This is a genomic window from Pseudomonas sp. IAC-BECa141, assembly GCF_020544405.1.
In the GTDB taxonomy this organism is placed as follows: Bacteria; Pseudomonadota; Gammaproteobacteria; order Pseudomonadales; family Pseudomonadaceae; genus Aquipseudomonas.
Genome location: NZ_CP065410.1, coordinates 5,827,050 through 5,840,968 on the forward strand (window position 1 = coordinate 5,827,050; position 13,919 = coordinate 5,840,968).

The window sequence follows — 13,919 nt, forward strand, 5'->3', positions numbered from 1 at the left end:
GCCCCACGCAAAACAATAATAAGAGAACCTGATCGATGCCCGTACCCGACCCGTTTCGCGAAGGCCTTGCCCGTGGCTGGAAAACCTACAACGGCGCGCAACTCAGCGATGACCTGACCCTGGCAACCGATGTCGCCATCATCGGCAGCGGCGCCGGCGGCGGCACCACCGCGGAAATCCTCAGTGCCGCCGGCTACAAAGTGCTGTTGATCGAAGAGGGTCCGCTCAAGACCAGCAGCGATTTCAAACTGCTGGAAGACCAGGCCTACAGCAGCCTCTATCAGGAAGGCACCGGCCGCATGAGCAAGGACGGCGCGATTACCATCCTTCAGGGCCGCGCGGTTGGCGGCACCACCCTGATCAACTGGACATCGAGCTTTCGCACGCCGGAGCCGACCCTCGAACACTGGGCCAAAGAACACAACGTCAAAGGCCACAGCCCCGCCGACATGGCACCGTGGTTCGAGAAAATGGAGCAGCGCCTCGGCGTCGCCTCGTGGAGGGTGCCGCCCAACGCCAACAACGACGTGATCCGCAAAGGCTGCGAACAGCTCGGCTACAGCTGGCACGTGATTCCGCGCAACGTGCGCGGCTGCTGGAACCTCGGTTACTGCGGCATGGGCTGCCCGACCAACGCCAAGCAGTCGATGATGGTCACGACCATTCCGGCAACGCTGGAAAAGGGCGGCGAACTGCTCTATCTGGCCCGGGCCGAAAAACTGTTGATCAACGGCGACAAGGTCACCGGGCTGCAGTGTGTGGCGATGGACGAACGCTGCGTCGAGCCGACCGGACGCACGATCACCGTCAAGGCGCGGCATTACGTGCTGGCCGGCGGCGGGATCAACAGCCCGGCGCTGCTGATGCGTTCGGATGCACCGGATCCGCACAAACGCCTGGGCAAGCGCACCTTCCTGCATCTGGTGAACATGTCCGCCGGGCGTTTCGACGAAGTGATAAACCCGTTCTACGGTGCGCCGCAGTCGATCTATTCGGATCATTTCCAGTGGAAGGACGGCACCACCGGCCCGATGGCTTACAAGCTTGAAGTGCCGCCGCTGCACCCGGCGCTGGCTGCCACATTGCTCGGCGGGTTCGGTCAGGAAAGTGCGCAACACATGGCGGACCTGCCGCACACCCACGCGATGCTGGCCCTGCTGCGTGACGGTTTTCACCCGGACAGCCAGGGCGGCAGCGTCGAGCTGCGCGGTGACGGCTCGCCGGTACTCGACTATCAGGTTTCGCCTTACGCCTGGGAGGGTTTGCGTCGCTCCTTCCACAGCATGGCCGAGATCCAGTTCGCCGGCGGCGCCAAAGCAGTGATGCCGATGCACGCTGATGCGCGCTACGTGAACAGCCCGGCCGAGGCCCGCTCGTTGATCGACAGCCTGAGTCTGCAGTTGTATCGCACCCGCCTGGGCAGTGCCCACGTCATGGGCGGCTGCGCGATGGGCGAAGACCCGAAAACCGCCGTCACCGACAGCCTCGGCCGCCATCATCAACTGCGCAATCTGTCGATTCATGACGGCTCGCTCTTTCCCACCAGCATCGGCGCCAACCCGCAGTTGTCGGTCTACGGTCTGACGGCGCAACTGGCGACATCCCTCGGCGAACGGCTGAGAAACCCGTGAAAAAGACGAAAATTCCGATCGTCTATAGTGCTTTCTTACCCAACAGGCGACTTTCCCGACCGGGACGGCTGCGATACCATCCGACTCCCCAACGGATTCCCGCCAGGACGACGCGATGAACCGAGTGTTGTACCCAGGTACCTTCGACCCTATTACCAAGGGCCATGGCGATCTGGTCGAACGCGCCTCGCGCCTGTTCGACCACGTGATCATCGCCGTCGCCGCCAGCCCCAAGAAGAATCCGCTGTTCCCGCTGGAACAACGGGTCGAGCTGGCCCGCGAGGTCACCAAACACCTGCCGAACGTGGAAGTGGTCGGCTTCTCGACGCTGCTGGCGCATTTCGCCAAGGAACAGAACGCCAACGTGTTCCTGCGTGGCCTGCGCGCGGTGTCGGACTTCGAATACGAATTCCAGCTGGCCAACATGAACCGCCAGTTGGCCCCGGATGTGGAGAGCCTGTTTCTCACCCCGTCCGAGCGTTATTCGTTCATTTCCTCGACCCTGGTGCGGGAAATCGCGGCCCTGGGCGGCGATATCAGCAAGTTCGTCCACCCGGCGGTGGCCGAAGCCCTGACCCTGCGCTTCAAGAAGTAACGACCGTTCAAACGGCGCCCGCGTGCACTACGGGCGCCAATGCGGCACAATTGCGCGCATTGATTCATAGCGCCCGGGCTCCCCGCCCCGGCTGGAGTTAGCATGTCCCTGATCATCACCGACGATTGCATCAACTGCGACGTCTGCGAACCCGAGTGTCCGAACGCCGCCATTTCTCAAGGCGAAGAGATCTACGTGATCGACCCGAACCTGTGCACCCAGTGCGTCGGCCACTACGACGAGCCACAGTGTCAGCAGGTCTGCCCGGTGGATTGCATTCCACTGGACGAAGCCCATCCGGAGACTGAAGAACAGTTGATGGAGAAGTACCGCAAGATCACCGGCAAGGCCTGAGTTTCTGACCGTGATCGCAGCAGCAGGCTGCGATCACGTCATTCACGCTGTTCGAATCCCTCTCCAGTGCAGCCCAGGCAACGCACGAACGCCGCTTTCGCCGGCGCCACCACCAGCGCCTCTCCCGCATCGCCAATCCCGCCACCCAGCGCGGTGAACGGCAACGACACAACGAACGCCCCGGCACCGATCACCGTCGCCACCACCAGTAACGGACGGGCAATCAGCAGATCGCCGAGCATGGCGTAGGCCGGTGGATTCTGGATGGCGTAACGAGGATCGCCGCTGCCGCCTTCCGCGGCCTGAATGGTCAGGCTGAAGCACAGCAGCAGGGCGACGATGAGGGTTTGCAAGGACTTCATGGCACGATCCTTCGGGCTGAACAGTGAGACAACTCACTATAGACCGTAGGCGTTTTTCGGACGTCCAGCTCAGCTTTGGCAGCGCGGGCACCAGACGCTGGCGCGCTGGCCGAGCTTCATTTCCCGCAAGCCTGTGCCGCAGACCTTGCAGTGCTCGCCACCGCGACCGTAGACAAACAGCTCCTGCTGGAAATACCCCGGCTGCCCGTCGCCACCGATGAAATCACGCAACGTGGTGCCGCCGCGCTCGATGGCAGCAGCGAGGATGCGCTTGATCTCGATCGCCAGCTTCAAATACCGCGCCCGGGAAATGCCTTTGGCTTCACGGCGCGGATCGATACCGGCGGCGAACAGTGCTTCGGTCGCGTAGATATTGCCGACCCCCACCACCACCGCGTTATCCATGATGAACGGTTTGACCGCCATCGAGCGCCCGCGCGACAGCTGATACAACCGCTCGCCATCGAACAGATCGGTCAACGGCTCAGGGCCCAGACGGATCAGCAACTCGTGATTGAGCGGGTCATTGCTCCACAGCATCGCGCCGAAACGTCGCGGATCGGTGTAGCGCAAGGCCAGTCCGGAATCCAGTTCGATATCGACATGCTCATGCTTGGCCGCCGGCATCCCGACCTCAACCAGCCGCAAGTTGCCGGACATGCCCAAGTGGCTGATCAGCGTACCGGCCTCGGCGTTGATCAGCAGATACTTGGCGCGTCGCTCGACCAGCACGATGCGCTGCCCGGACAGCCGCACATCGAGGTCTTCGGGAATCGGCCAGCGCAGCCGCCGGTCCCGCACGATCACCCGGCTGACGCGCTGGCCTTCCAGGTGCGGGGCGATGCCGCGACGGGTGGTTTCGACTTCCGGCAGTTCAGGCATGGATTCCTCGAATCATCAGCTTCTCTAATCAGTGCGCGCCAAGTTCGCGGATCGTCTGCTTCAACGTTTCGAAGTCGTAATCCGAGAGGCCGATGTACTCAAGCACCAGCGGCCCGACAGCCTGCCATTCGAAGTCTTCGGTCTGGTTGCCCAGCACCCGGTACGACGCACAGATGTGCTCGGCCATCTTCAGGATCGCCAGCAGGTTCTTCATCTGACTGTTGCGCGAGGTCTCGTCGCTGAAGATCGCCAGGGCATTGTGGTGGTTGGCGATGGCCGCGCTGACATGTTCCGGCAGGCGCCAGGACTTGGCGGTGTAATAACCGACCACCGAGTGATTGGTGTTGTAGACATCGTTCTCGGTATCCACGACCCGGCGCTCGGCACTCGCGTTGGCGTAGGCCTTTTCGAGCGTCGTCATGTAATCCGGGAAACGCTGAAGCATCAGCGGCACGCCGCAGTCGTGGAACAGACCCAAGGCGTAAGCCTCGTCGCTCGCCTCGGTGCCGACGCGCTTGGCCAGGGTCAGGCAGGTCATGGCCACGTCCTGGGCGGTGTCCCAGAAACGGTTCAGGGTGACGATGGTGTCGTCGTTCATCTCGCCCTTGATCGACATGGCATTGATCAGATTGATGATCGAACGGCTGCCCAGCAGGTTCACCGCGCGCTTGATCGAGGTGATCTTGTTGCTCAGGCCGTAATACGGCGAGTTGACGATTTTCAGCAGCGAGCCGGAAAGGCCGGGATCCTGGGAGATCAGCTTGGCGATCGTCTCCAGGTCCGGGTCGGGCATGTATTGCTCCATTTGCAGATCCACCATGATCTGCGGCTGCGCGGGCACGCTGATGCCTTGCAGGGACTGTTGAATCTGTTCGGTGGTCAGCTCTTGGGACATAAGTACACACTCTGGGACAGGCGGCGATTCTAACCTCTAAAAACCGCCGCACGACACACCAGTGGGCAATTCGCAGGAACTTTCACTTTTGCCCGGCCTTCGGAATCTGTAGTGCCTGGAACAGTTCTCGATCTGTCCCGGGCTGTAATCCCAACAGACTCAGGAGCTTAACGATGGCAAATTCTCTCGGCAGCAAGCGCGTCGCTTTTCTGGTAACCGATGGTTTCGAGCAAGTTGAACTGACCGGTCCCAAAAACGCACTCGAGCAGGCTGGAGCGCAGGTTGACATCCTCTCTGCCGAAACCGGCAGCGTCAAAGGCTGGAACCACGATAAACCTGCGGACGATTTCAAGGTCGACCAGACTTTCCAGGGCGCAAGCATCGATCAGTACGACGCCGTGGTGCTCCCGGGCGGCGTGCAGAACTCTGACACCATCCGCATCGACCAGGACGCGCAACATCTGGTCAAGACCGGTGCCTCCGCCGGCAAACCGATCGCGGTGATCTGTCACGGCAGCTGGCTGTTGATTTCGGCCGGGCTGGTCAATGGCAAGACCATGACCAGCTACAAGACCGTCAAGGACGATCTGGTCAACGCGGGGGTGAACTGGGTCGATCAGGAAGTCGTAAAAGACGGCAACCTGATCAGCAGCCGCCAACCGGACGATATTCCGGCATTCAGCAAAGCGCTGATTGACGCGCTGTCGGCATAGAGCACAGGCGAGTGGACACGGGAGCGGGCCTGCTTGCGATGAGGCCCGCCGCGTTTCATCGCACGCCAAACCCGGCATAAGGCGCAACACGGTATACTCCCGCTCTTTTTTCCGGAGCGACGTCATGTCCCTGCCTAGCTTGCGCCTCAAAGCCAACGCCGACCGTCGCCTGCGCGCCGGTCACTTGTGGATCTACAGCAACGAAATCGACGTGGCCGCGACCCCGTTGCACGGCTTCAAGGCCGGCGACCAGGCGATCCTCGAAGCCGCCGGCGGCAAGCCGCTGGGCATCGTTGCCATGAGCCCGAACAACCTGATCTGCGCCCGCCTGCTGTCGCGCGACATCAAGCTGCCGCTGGACAAGTCGCTGCTGGTGCATCGCCTCAACGTGGCCCTGTCGCTGCGCGAGCGCCTGTTCGACAAACCGTTCTATCGTCTGGTCTACGGCGATTCCGACCTGCTGCCGGGTCTGGTGGTCGACCGTTTCGGCGACATCCTCGTGGTGCAACTCGCTTCGGCGACCATGGAAGCCCATAAAGATGACGTGATCGCGGCGCTGACCCAAGTGCTCAAGCCAAGCGGCATCCTGTTCAAGAACGACTCCGCTGCCCGCGATGCCGAAGGCCTCGAGCGTTACACCGAAACCGTCTTCGGCGTGGTGCCGGAGTGGGTAGCACTGGAAGAGAACGGCGTGAAATTCGAAGCACCCGTCGTTCAAGGTCAGAAAACCGGCTGGTTCTACGATCACCGCATGAACCGCGCCCGCCTGGCCCCTTACGCCAAGGGCAAGCGCGTGCTGGACCTGTACAGCTACATCGGTGGCTGGGGCGTGCAGGCCGCCGCATTCGGCGCCAGCGAAGTGTTCTGCGTCGACGCATCGGGCTTCGCCCTCGACGGCGTTGAGCGCAACGCCGCACTGAACGGTTTCGCCGACAAGATGACCTGCATCGAAGGCGACGTCTTCGAAGCCCTGAAGGAACTCAAGGCCGGCGAAGAGCGCTTTGACGTGATCGTTGCCGACCCGCCTGCGTTCATCAAACGCAAGAAAGACCTGAAAAACGGTGAAGGCGCCTACCGTCGCCTGAACGAGCAAGCCATGCGCCTGCTCAACAAGGACGGCATCCTGTTCAGCGCTTCGTGCTCGATGCACCTGCCGGAAGACGATCTGCAGAACATCCTGCTGACCAGCGCCCGTCACCTGGACCGCAACATCCAGCTGCTGGAGCGCGGCGGTCAGGGCCCGGATCATCCGGTACACCCGGCCATCCCGGAAACCCGCTACATCAAGAGCATCACCTGCCGCCTGCTGCCGAACAGCTGACAGATCCACGGCATTGACGCTATCGAAAGGGGAGCCCACGGGCTCCCCTTCTTTTTGTCTTTGATTTTGCTTTCCTACATTTATCTTCCTACCAACGTGCAGGATATTTCCGCAAATACTTTATTTACTGAAATTTAACTTACATAACCAGTTCCAGCCAAAGATCACTCCGACAAAATTACTGGATTATTCCTACTTAATATTTGCTTGCGATTAATCCATTACAAACTATTATTAAGTCGTCACCACGGAGGTGACACCAACTAATCCAAGTAACAATGAACAAGGAGTTCAATCATGAAAGCAATCACTCTGGAATCCCGCACCCTCGCAAACCTGGCTTTTCTGGTCGCACCTAAAGCCCGTTAAATAAGGTGGGCGCTGGGTATAGCCGGCTACCCAGCGCCTCTGACAAAGCAACTATCCAGAGCAGCGTGTCCCAACATGCATATAAACCCTTATTTATTCATACTGCCGCGAACTCCCGGCCAGATAGTCTGGAATTACAGAGACCATACTCAACATGAACTTGATCTTGAGTATTCCTCCCGACTGGCGCAACTTATTCACAACCCCGACTTATATGACAGCAGCAACATAATAGATACACAGCTATTAAATGCCGGAATACTGACTTCTTTAAAAATCTCCGCCCCTGCCTGGGGCTGGGATGAACTGTCCATGATCTACCATATCGGGACTCGGGATATTCCTTGCGAACATACTCCCCGAAATATTCAGGAATGGTCCAGGCAATACCTCGAACACTGCAACACGGTGCTCGCCACTCCACCGCCACACGACATGCCTGTGGATATCGGTCCGAACGCACTCATCGCCCTGCCCGAGCCGCTGGCATTGAATGACGACAGCCTGTCGAATTCGCTGACCCGGCGAAAGACCTGCCGATCCTTCACCGGCGCCGCCGTGTCGCTGGACGATGTCGGCACCTTGCTTTATCTGTCACTTGGTTACCTGCGAGAACGCGACGCCGATCGCGACGACAGCATCGCCGATGGACTTGGCGCGCGACGCAGCAGCCCTTCCGGCGGCGGCCTCAATGCCTGCGCCGGGTTCGTGCTGGTACAGAACGTCGACGGACTGGCGCCCGGCATGTATGCCTACCGCCCCACCGAACATGCCCTGAGCTTCATCAACCCTTTGCCCGATACCGCGCCCGGCAATCTGCTGGGAGGCCAGCACTTCATCAACAACCTGCCATTGGGGCTGTTCATCACCGCCCGTTTTGACCGGCTCTGGTGGAAATACCCGCATTCGCGTGCCTATCGAATGGCATTCGTCGAAGCCGGGCACCTTTCGCAGACGTTTCAACTGGTGGCTACGGCCCTGGGCATGAACACCTGGCTCACGGGCGCGTTTTCCGATGATCAGGTCGAAACGTTGCTGCAACTCGAGAACAGTGCGGAGCAACCCTTGTTTTTCGTCGGTTGCGGGGAAAGCGACGGTCAGGCGATGTGTCAGGAAATGCGCGACCTGCTGCGTGAGGCACAACCATGAACGCCCTCGCCCCGGCACCGGTTTTCCAGTTCACCCTGAGTGACTGGAACACCCGCGCCTCGGTCCGCACCAGCCCTCACGATTACCGCTTGCCGGACAACGTGCAGGAACAACTGGAGACCCGGCACTGGTTTCCGCCGACATTCCTGCCCTACCTGGCCCACCCGGCCATCGAGGCAGCGGGCCGTTCGATGCTGCATCGGCTTACGGCCCGACATCTGGTGCATTTTCTCGACTACACCACATTGCTCGAACACCGGATCGTCAATCGCGCCGTCGAAACCATCGTCCACGGAGAACTGCCGGTCGCGGTGCCGGCGCCGATGAAAACCGCCGCACTGCAGCTCTACACCGACGAGGGCTATCACGCTCTGTTTTCCAGTCAGGTGGCGGAGCAGATCGCCAGTCTCTACGCCATCACCGGGCGCCCGGTCATGCCCGGACGGATCACCCGGATGAACCTGCTGATCGCACGCACCGGGCAGGAGCACCAGCCGCTGGCGCGCTTTCTTCTGGGTTTCGTCTCGGAAACCATCATTGCCCGTGAACTGCTGGATGTCTGCCGCGACAGCCTGGTGTCCGGCGTCAACGATATGTTGCGCGATCACCTCACCGACGAAGCGCGCCACAGCCGCTATTTCACCGAAGTGTTCCACTACCTCTGGTTGCACCTGGACCCGCGACAGCGAACGTTCACCGCGACGACCTTGCTCGACATTCTGGAAATCTTCTTCGAAGTGGATGAGCACTGGCTGCAGGAAAGCCTCTGTGGCGCGGGCATTGCCAACACCACGGTGATGGACATTCTCGGCACGATGACTACAGCGCAGGCCATTCGACAGCGAGCACGCTCCGGCAGCCTCGCCACGATAAGCGCATTGAAGAAAGCCGGATTTTTCGCCGAACCTCAAAACCAGACACTTTTTGCCAGGGCGGGACTGATCGATGGATGACGGACAATCTGTGGTGACCGGACGTCAGCGGCGCGGAGCTGTCAGTCTTTTGCTGGCGATGGTGTTGCTCGGCGTCTTTCCGCTGGATGTCCTGCTGCCTTCGTTCCCAGCACTGGCCGAACACTTTCACCGCACCCCGGCGGACATCGCCCTGTCGATCAGCCTGTTCGCCGTCGGTATCGCCTTCGCCCAGTTGCTGATCGGGCCGCTGTCGGATGTGATCGGACGCAAAGGCCTGCTGCTCGCCGGCATGAGCGTTTCTATGCTCGGCGCCCTCGGGTGCGTGATGACCTCGGACTATTCGCTGTTTCTGACGTTCCGGGTGGTGCAGGCGCTGGGGTGCGGTTGCTTCGTGCTGTCCCAGGCGCTGGTGCAGGATCTGTTCGAAGGCGAAGAACGCGATCGCCTGCGGATCCTGATGGTCACCGCCGGCGGGATATTCATCTCGGTATCGCCGCTGGCAGGCACCTTTCTTCAGGCGACACTGGGTTGGCGCGGCAGCTTCTGGGTGTTCATCGGCTTATCCGCCGCAGTGCTGCTCAAGGCCTGGCTGCTTCTGGAAAACACCCGACCGACCGCCAGTGACACACGTACGAACTTCTTCATGGCCTATCGACGGGTTCTGGGAGATTTCGACTTCGTCGGCTACTGGCTGATTTCAGCGTTTGCATTCGCCTGCCACTTTTCATTCATCGTGATCTCGCCGCTGATCTTCATGGATCGGCTGCAACTTTCCGCTTACGAATTTTCGTTGATCCTGCTGATCTACGGTGCGGCTTACGTCACCGGGGGTATCCTCGCCAGCCTGTTGAGCAGACACCTCAACAGCGACCAGCAGATGGTCGTCGGCCTGAGCCTGATCCTGTCCGCGGGCCTGAGCATGCTTTACCTGTCATCAAGCTTTGCACTGGCTCCGGCGACCGTGCTGATCCCGATGCTGATCTGTACCGCCGGCACTACCATTGCACGGCCGGCGGCCACTTCCCGGGCCATGAGCCTGTTTCCGGAAAACGCCGGCACCTCGGCCTCGGCCGGCAGCACGATCATTTTCATCTGCGGCGGCATGATCAGTGCCTTGATCAGCCTGAGCCCGGCCAACCTGCAATCCACGCTCGGCTACAGCTTCGTGATACTCAGCGGGGTAGCACTGGTATTGAACGCCCGGATCAGTCGGCGCAATGATCTCGTGGGGCGACCGGACAGCGATTAACCTTGCCGGTCGTCATCCCGCACGCTTCGTCAGCACTGGAACAACGCTTTGCGCCATTCCCTCCTGACGCCAGCGGTGTAGAATCGCGAGATTCATCGCCATTCATCCCCGGCGGGTTTATGAGCTCAGGCTGAGACCAGCGGCGATCCCGCAACGTCATCGGCAACATCAGGACACACGGCCATTTCTGAGTGTTCCAGACGTCAATAGAAGCTCACTCCCTTTTGATACCTGATTAGCCGCCCGGAGTGCTCCATGCCAGATTACCGCTCGAAAACATCCACCCACGGCCGCAACATGGCCGGCGCCCGCGCACTGTGGCGCGCCACCGGGATGAAAGATGACGACTTCAAGAAGCCGATCATCGCCATTGCCAACTCCTTCACCCAGTTCGTACCGGGCCACGTTCACCTGAAGGACCTGGGCCAGCTGGTTGCTCGCGAGATCGAACGCGCTGGCGGCGTCGCGAAAGAATTCAACACCATCGCCGTGGACGACGGCATCGCCATGGGTCACGACGGCATGCTCTATTCGCTGCCGAGCCGCGAGATCATCGCCGACTCCGTCGAGTACATGGTCAACGCCCACTGCGCCGACGCCATCGTCTGCATCTCGAACTGCGACAAGATCACCCCGGGCATGCTGATGGCTGCGCTGCGCCTGAACATACCGGTGATCTTCGTCTCCGGCGGTCCGATGGAAGCCGGCAAGACCAAACTGGCCAGCCACGGTCTCGACCTTGTCGACGCCATGGTGATCGCCGCCGACTCCAGCGCTTCTGACGAGAAGGTTGCCGAGTACGAGCGCAGCGCCTGCCCGACCTGCGGTTCGTGCTCCGGCATGTTCACCGCCAACTCGATGAACTGCCTGACCGAAGCCCTGGGCCTTGCATTGCCGGGCAACGGTTCGACCCTGGCCACCCACAGCGATCGCGAACAGCTGTTCCTGCAGGCCGGCCGCACCATCGTCGAACTGTGCAAACGCTACTACGGCGAGAACGACGAATCGGTTCTGCCGCGCAACATTGCCAACTTCAAGGCGTTCGAGAACGCGATGATGCTCGACATCGCCATGGGTGGTTCGACCAACACCATCCTGCACTTGCTGGCCGCCGCCCAGGAAGCCGAGATCGACTTCGACCTGCGTGACATCGATCGTCTGTCGCGCAAGGTGCCGCAACTGTGCAAGGTCGCACCGAACATCCAGAAGTACCACATGGAAGACGTGCATCGCGCTGGCGGCATTTTCAGCATCCTCGGTTCGCTGGCCCGTGGCGGCCTGCTGCACACCGACTTGCCGACCGTGCACAGCCGCAGCATGGAAGAAGCCATCGCCAAGTGGGACATCACCCAGACCGACGATGAAGCCGTGCACCACTTCTTCAAGGCAGGCCCGGCCGGCATTCCGACGCAAACCGCGTTCAGCCAGTCGACCCGTTGGGAAACCCTGGACGACGACCGTGAAAACGGCTGCATCCGCAGCTTCGAACACGCCTATTCGAAAGAAGGCGGCCTGGCCGTGCTGTACGGCAACATCGCCCTGGATGGCTGCGTGGTGAAAACCGCCGGCGTCGATGAGTCGATCCACGTCTTCGAAGGCAACGCGAAGATTTTTGAAAGCCAGGACAGCGCCGTGCGCGGCATCCTCGCCGACGAAGTGAAGGAAGGCGACATCGTCATCATTCGCTACGAAGGCCCGAAAGGCGGCCCAGGCATGCAGGAAATGCTCTACCCGACCTCGTACCTGAAATCCAAAGGCCTGGGCAAAGCCTGCGCCCTGCTGACCGACGGCCGTTTCTCCGGCGGTACTTCCGGCCTGTCCATCGGCCACGCTTCGCCAGAAGCTGCGGCCGGCGGCGCGATCGGTCTGGTGCAGGACGGTGACAAGGTGCTGATCGACATTCCAAACCGCTCGATCAACCTGTTGATCAGCGACGAAGAACTGGCGGCACGCCGGGTCGAGCAGGACAAGAAAGGCTGGAAACCGGTCGAGAAGCGTCCACGCAAAGTGACCACGGCCCTCAAGGCCTACGCCCTGCTGGCGACCAGCGCCGACAAAGGCGCGGTGCGCAACAAGGCGATGCTCGACGGACTGTGATGCTTAACCGTCGTGCATAAAAATGCCCCGCCAAGTGCGGGGCATTTTTTTGCCTTCAGTTTGATCGTTCCCACGCTCTGCGTGGGAATGCAGCCCGTGACGCTCCGCGTCACTGGACGCGGAGCGTCCCGGTAGGCATTCCCATGCGGACGGTTCGACGCCTCGACGTGGGAACGATCATCGTAGAAAGGTTTACTGGATTTCTTCCGGCTTCACGATCACCCAGTTCTTGTCCGCCGTCACCGGCAAACCTTCTTTCGCCTGGGCCGCTGCGTGCTTGGCCATCATGCCGTTGAGCTGGGTCATGTACTTGTCCTTGCGGTTGATCCACAGGTGAATACCGCCCTTGGCCACGTCCACATCGTGGAACAGCATGTAGCCGTCGCTGGTCGGCGTGTCGCCACCCACCAGGACCGGTTTTTTCCACTCGTCGATGTAGGTCAGAATCGCCGCGTGCTTGCCGGCCATCCAGGTCGCCGGGGTCCACAAGTACGGGGTCAGTTCGAGGCCGAGGTTGGCCTTCTCGTCATACTTGCCGGCGGTGATCTGCTTGCGCGCGGTGGTCAGTTCGCCGGTCTCGCGGTTCTTCAGCAACGTGGTCACGCCGATCACGTTCTGCGGTTTGACGTTGTAGCCATACTTCGGATCGGCCGCGACCATGCGCACCAGTTCTTCGGAGGCGGCGGTCATCACGTAGACCTCGATGCCGTTTTCCATCAACTTGTTGTACAGCTCTTTCTGGCCGGTGAAGATCTTCGGCGGGTTCACATCCAGATTCTTGACCACATCACCTTCGTAATAGGTCGTCGGCACCGGTTTGCCTGAGGCCATCAACTCATCGACATAGCCCTTGAGTTCCTTGAGGGTGAAACCGGAAAACACCTGCGCGACCCATGGATAGCAAACCATGTCGTCAACTTCGCAGAGGCGGTAGTAGTAGCTGAACAGGCTTTCCTTGTGGTCGGCGGTGTCCTTGAACGGCATCAGTTTCAGGGAAGGGTCGAGCTTGTCGCGGGTGATCAGGCCCTTGTTTTCCATGAACGGCAACAACGACTCTTCGAGGTCGTAGCGGTAACTGGTGTTGTCCATGTCGAACACCGCGTAGTTACCCTTGTTGGCATTGGCGGCGATCATCGCGTCCAGTGCCTTGGCCTGATCCGCCGGCCAGTGTTTCAGGTCGGTGGCGAATGCCTGAGTGACCAGGCCCATTCCCACAGTCAGTGCGACAGCCAGAAATTTCGGTGCAAACTTCATTGGCGCTTCTCCCTGGGTCAAAGAAATCGACGCTAACAAATAAATGTGACAGTCCCCGTCTGTCAGCGACCATCCGCGTCCGTTTCGCGCCAGTTGCATCCCCGTGAGCGACACCCGCTTATTCCAAAACCGAC

The 13,919-nt window shown here is 60.4% G+C and carries 13 protein-coding genes; 9 read left to right on the forward strand and 4 right to left on the reverse strand.

The features are described 5' to 3' along the window. Positions 1-35 precede the first annotated feature (35 nt). The 3 genes from I5961_RS26760 to I5961_RS26770 all read left to right on the forward strand — a co-directional run bounded on the left by I5961_RS26760 (position 36) and on the right by I5961_RS26770 (position 2,580). The gene (locus I5961_RS26760; RefSeq protein ID WP_085702919.1) at positions 36-1,631 is read left to right on the forward strand and encodes a GMC family oxidoreductase; all 1,596 of its coding nucleotides are present in this window, start codon (positions 36-38) and stop codon (positions 1,629-1,631) included. Positions 1,632-1,746: 115 nt separating this feature from the next. Further along, the gene (gene coaD / locus I5961_RS26765; protein ID WP_007953414.1) at positions 1,747-2,226 is read left to right on the forward strand and encodes a pantetheine-phosphate adenylyltransferase; all 480 of its coding nucleotides are present in this window, start codon (positions 1,747-1,749) and stop codon (positions 2,224-2,226) included. Positions 2,227-2,328: 102 nt separating this feature from the next. Continuing rightward, positions 2,329-2,580, forward strand: coding sequence for a YfhL family 4Fe-4S dicluster ferredoxin (locus I5961_RS26770; protein WP_003195146.1), 252 nt, complete (start codon positions 2,329-2,331; stop codon positions 2,578-2,580). Positions 2,581-2,618: 38 nt separating this feature from the next. On the opposite strand, the gene I5961_RS26775 is transcribed toward I5961_RS26770, so the two are convergent. The 3 genes from I5961_RS26775 to I5961_RS26785 form a co-directional block, all read right to left on the reverse strand. Further along, complete coding sequence (locus tag I5961_RS26775; RefSeq protein WP_085697873.1) at positions 2,619-2,942, reverse strand: multidrug transporter; 324 nt, start codon at positions 2,940-2,942, stop codon at positions 2,619-2,621. A gap of 69 nt (positions 2,943-3,011) precedes the next feature. Continuing rightward, positions 3,012-3,824, reverse strand: a complete 813-nt coding sequence (gene mutM, locus I5961_RS26780; RefSeq protein WP_085702920.1) for a bifunctional DNA-formamidopyrimidine glycosylase/DNA-(apurinic or apyrimidinic site) lyase — start codon at positions 3,822-3,824, stop codon at positions 3,012-3,014. Positions 3,825-3,852: 28 nt separating this feature from the next. Next, complete coding sequence (locus tag I5961_RS26785; protein ID WP_176247728.1) at positions 3,853-4,665, reverse strand: HDOD domain-containing protein; 813 nt, start codon at positions 4,663-4,665, stop codon at positions 3,853-3,855. Between the two features lie 227 nt (positions 4,666-4,892). Between I5961_RS26785 and I5961_RS26790 the strand changes: the two genes are divergently transcribed. The 6 genes from I5961_RS26790 (at position 4,893) to ilvD (ending at position 12,531) form a co-directional block, all read left to right on the forward strand. Beyond that, positions 4,893-5,432, forward strand: a complete 540-nt coding sequence (locus I5961_RS26790) for a type 1 glutamine amidotransferase domain-containing protein (RefSeq protein ID WP_085689565.1) — start codon at positions 4,893-4,895, stop codon at positions 5,430-5,432. Between the two features lie 124 nt (positions 5,433-5,556). Further along, complete coding sequence (locus I5961_RS26795; RefSeq protein WP_085702921.1) at positions 5,557-6,753, forward strand: class I SAM-dependent rRNA methyltransferase; 1,197 nt, start codon at positions 5,557-5,559, stop codon at positions 6,751-6,753. 444 nt (positions 6,754-7,197) lie between these two features. Further along, positions 7,198-8,271: a SagB family peptide dehydrogenase gene (locus I5961_RS26800; protein ID WP_085702922.1), complete on the forward strand. Its 1,074-nt coding sequence runs from the start codon at positions 7,198-7,200 to the stop codon at positions 8,269-8,271. After that, entirely contained in the window at positions 8,268-9,224 is a 957-nt protein-coding gene (locus I5961_RS26805) for a diiron oxygenase (RefSeq protein WP_085702923.1), read from the forward strand. Before I5961_RS26800 ends, I5961_RS26805 begins: the two co-directional genes overlap by 4 nt. Continuing rightward, positions 9,217-10,434, forward strand: a complete 1,218-nt coding sequence (locus tag I5961_RS26810) for an MFS transporter (RefSeq protein ID WP_227233806.1) — start codon at positions 9,217-9,219, stop codon at positions 10,432-10,434. The genes I5961_RS26805 and I5961_RS26810 overlap by 8 nt, the downstream gene beginning before the upstream one ends. 255 nt (positions 10,435-10,689) lie before the next feature. Continuing rightward, positions 10,690-12,531 carry a dihydroxy-acid dehydratase gene (gene ilvD, locus I5961_RS26815; RefSeq protein ID WP_064380052.1) on the forward strand — a complete coding sequence of 614 codons (1,842 nt, stop codon included), beginning with the start codon at positions 10,690-10,692 and terminating at the stop codon, positions 12,529-12,531. 192 nt (positions 12,532-12,723) lie between these two features. On the opposite strand, the gene I5961_RS26820 is transcribed toward ilvD, so the two are convergent. Then, positions 12,724-13,785, reverse strand: a complete 1,062-nt coding sequence (locus I5961_RS26820; RefSeq protein ID WP_085702925.1) for a phosphorylcholine phosphatase — start codon at positions 13,783-13,785, stop codon at positions 12,724-12,726. Positions 13,786-13,919 lie beyond the last annotated feature (134 nt).

Coding starts and splice junctions, on each gene's coding strand:
- I5961_RS26770 (WP_003195146.1), top strand. CDS start 2,329: ATGTCCCTGATCATCACCGACGATTGCATCAACTGCGACGTCTGCGAA.
- I5961_RS26795 (WP_085702921.1), top strand. CDS start 5,557: ATGTCCCTGCCTAGCTTGCGCCTCAAAGCCAACGCCGACCGTCGCCTG.
- I5961_RS26805 (WP_085702923.1), top strand. CDS start 8,268: ATGAACGCCCTCGCCCCGGCACCGGTTTTCCAGTTCACCCTGAGTGAC.
- I5961_RS26775 (WP_085697873.1), bottom strand. CDS start 2,942: ATGAAGTCCTTGCAAACCCTCATCGTCGCCCTGCTGCTGTGCTTCAGC.
- I5961_RS26760 (WP_085702919.1), top strand. CDS start 36: ATGCCCGTACCCGACCCGTTTCGCGAAGGCCTTGCCCGTGGCTGGAAA.
- I5961_RS26820 (WP_085702925.1), bottom strand. CDS start 13,785: ATGAAGTTTGCACCGAAATTTCTGGCTGTCGCACTGACTGTGGGAATG.
- mutM (WP_085702920.1), bottom strand. CDS start 3,824: ATGCCTGAACTGCCGGAAGTCGAAACCACCCGTCGCGGCATCGCCCCG.
- I5961_RS26800 (WP_085702922.1), top strand. CDS start 7,198: ATGCATATAAACCCTTATTTATTCATACTGCCGCGAACTCCCGGCCAG.
- I5961_RS26810 (WP_227233806.1), top strand. CDS start 9,217: ATGGATGACGGACAATCTGTGGTGACCGGACGTCAGCGGCGCGGAGCT.
- coaD (WP_007953414.1), top strand. CDS start 1,747: ATGAACCGAGTGTTGTACCCAGGTACCTTCGACCCTATTACCAAGGGC.
- I5961_RS26790 (WP_085689565.1), top strand. CDS start 4,893: ATGGCAAATTCTCTCGGCAGCAAGCGCGTCGCTTTTCTGGTAACCGAT.
- ilvD (WP_064380052.1), top strand. CDS start 10,690: ATGCCAGATTACCGCTCGAAAACATCCACCCACGGCCGCAACATGGCC.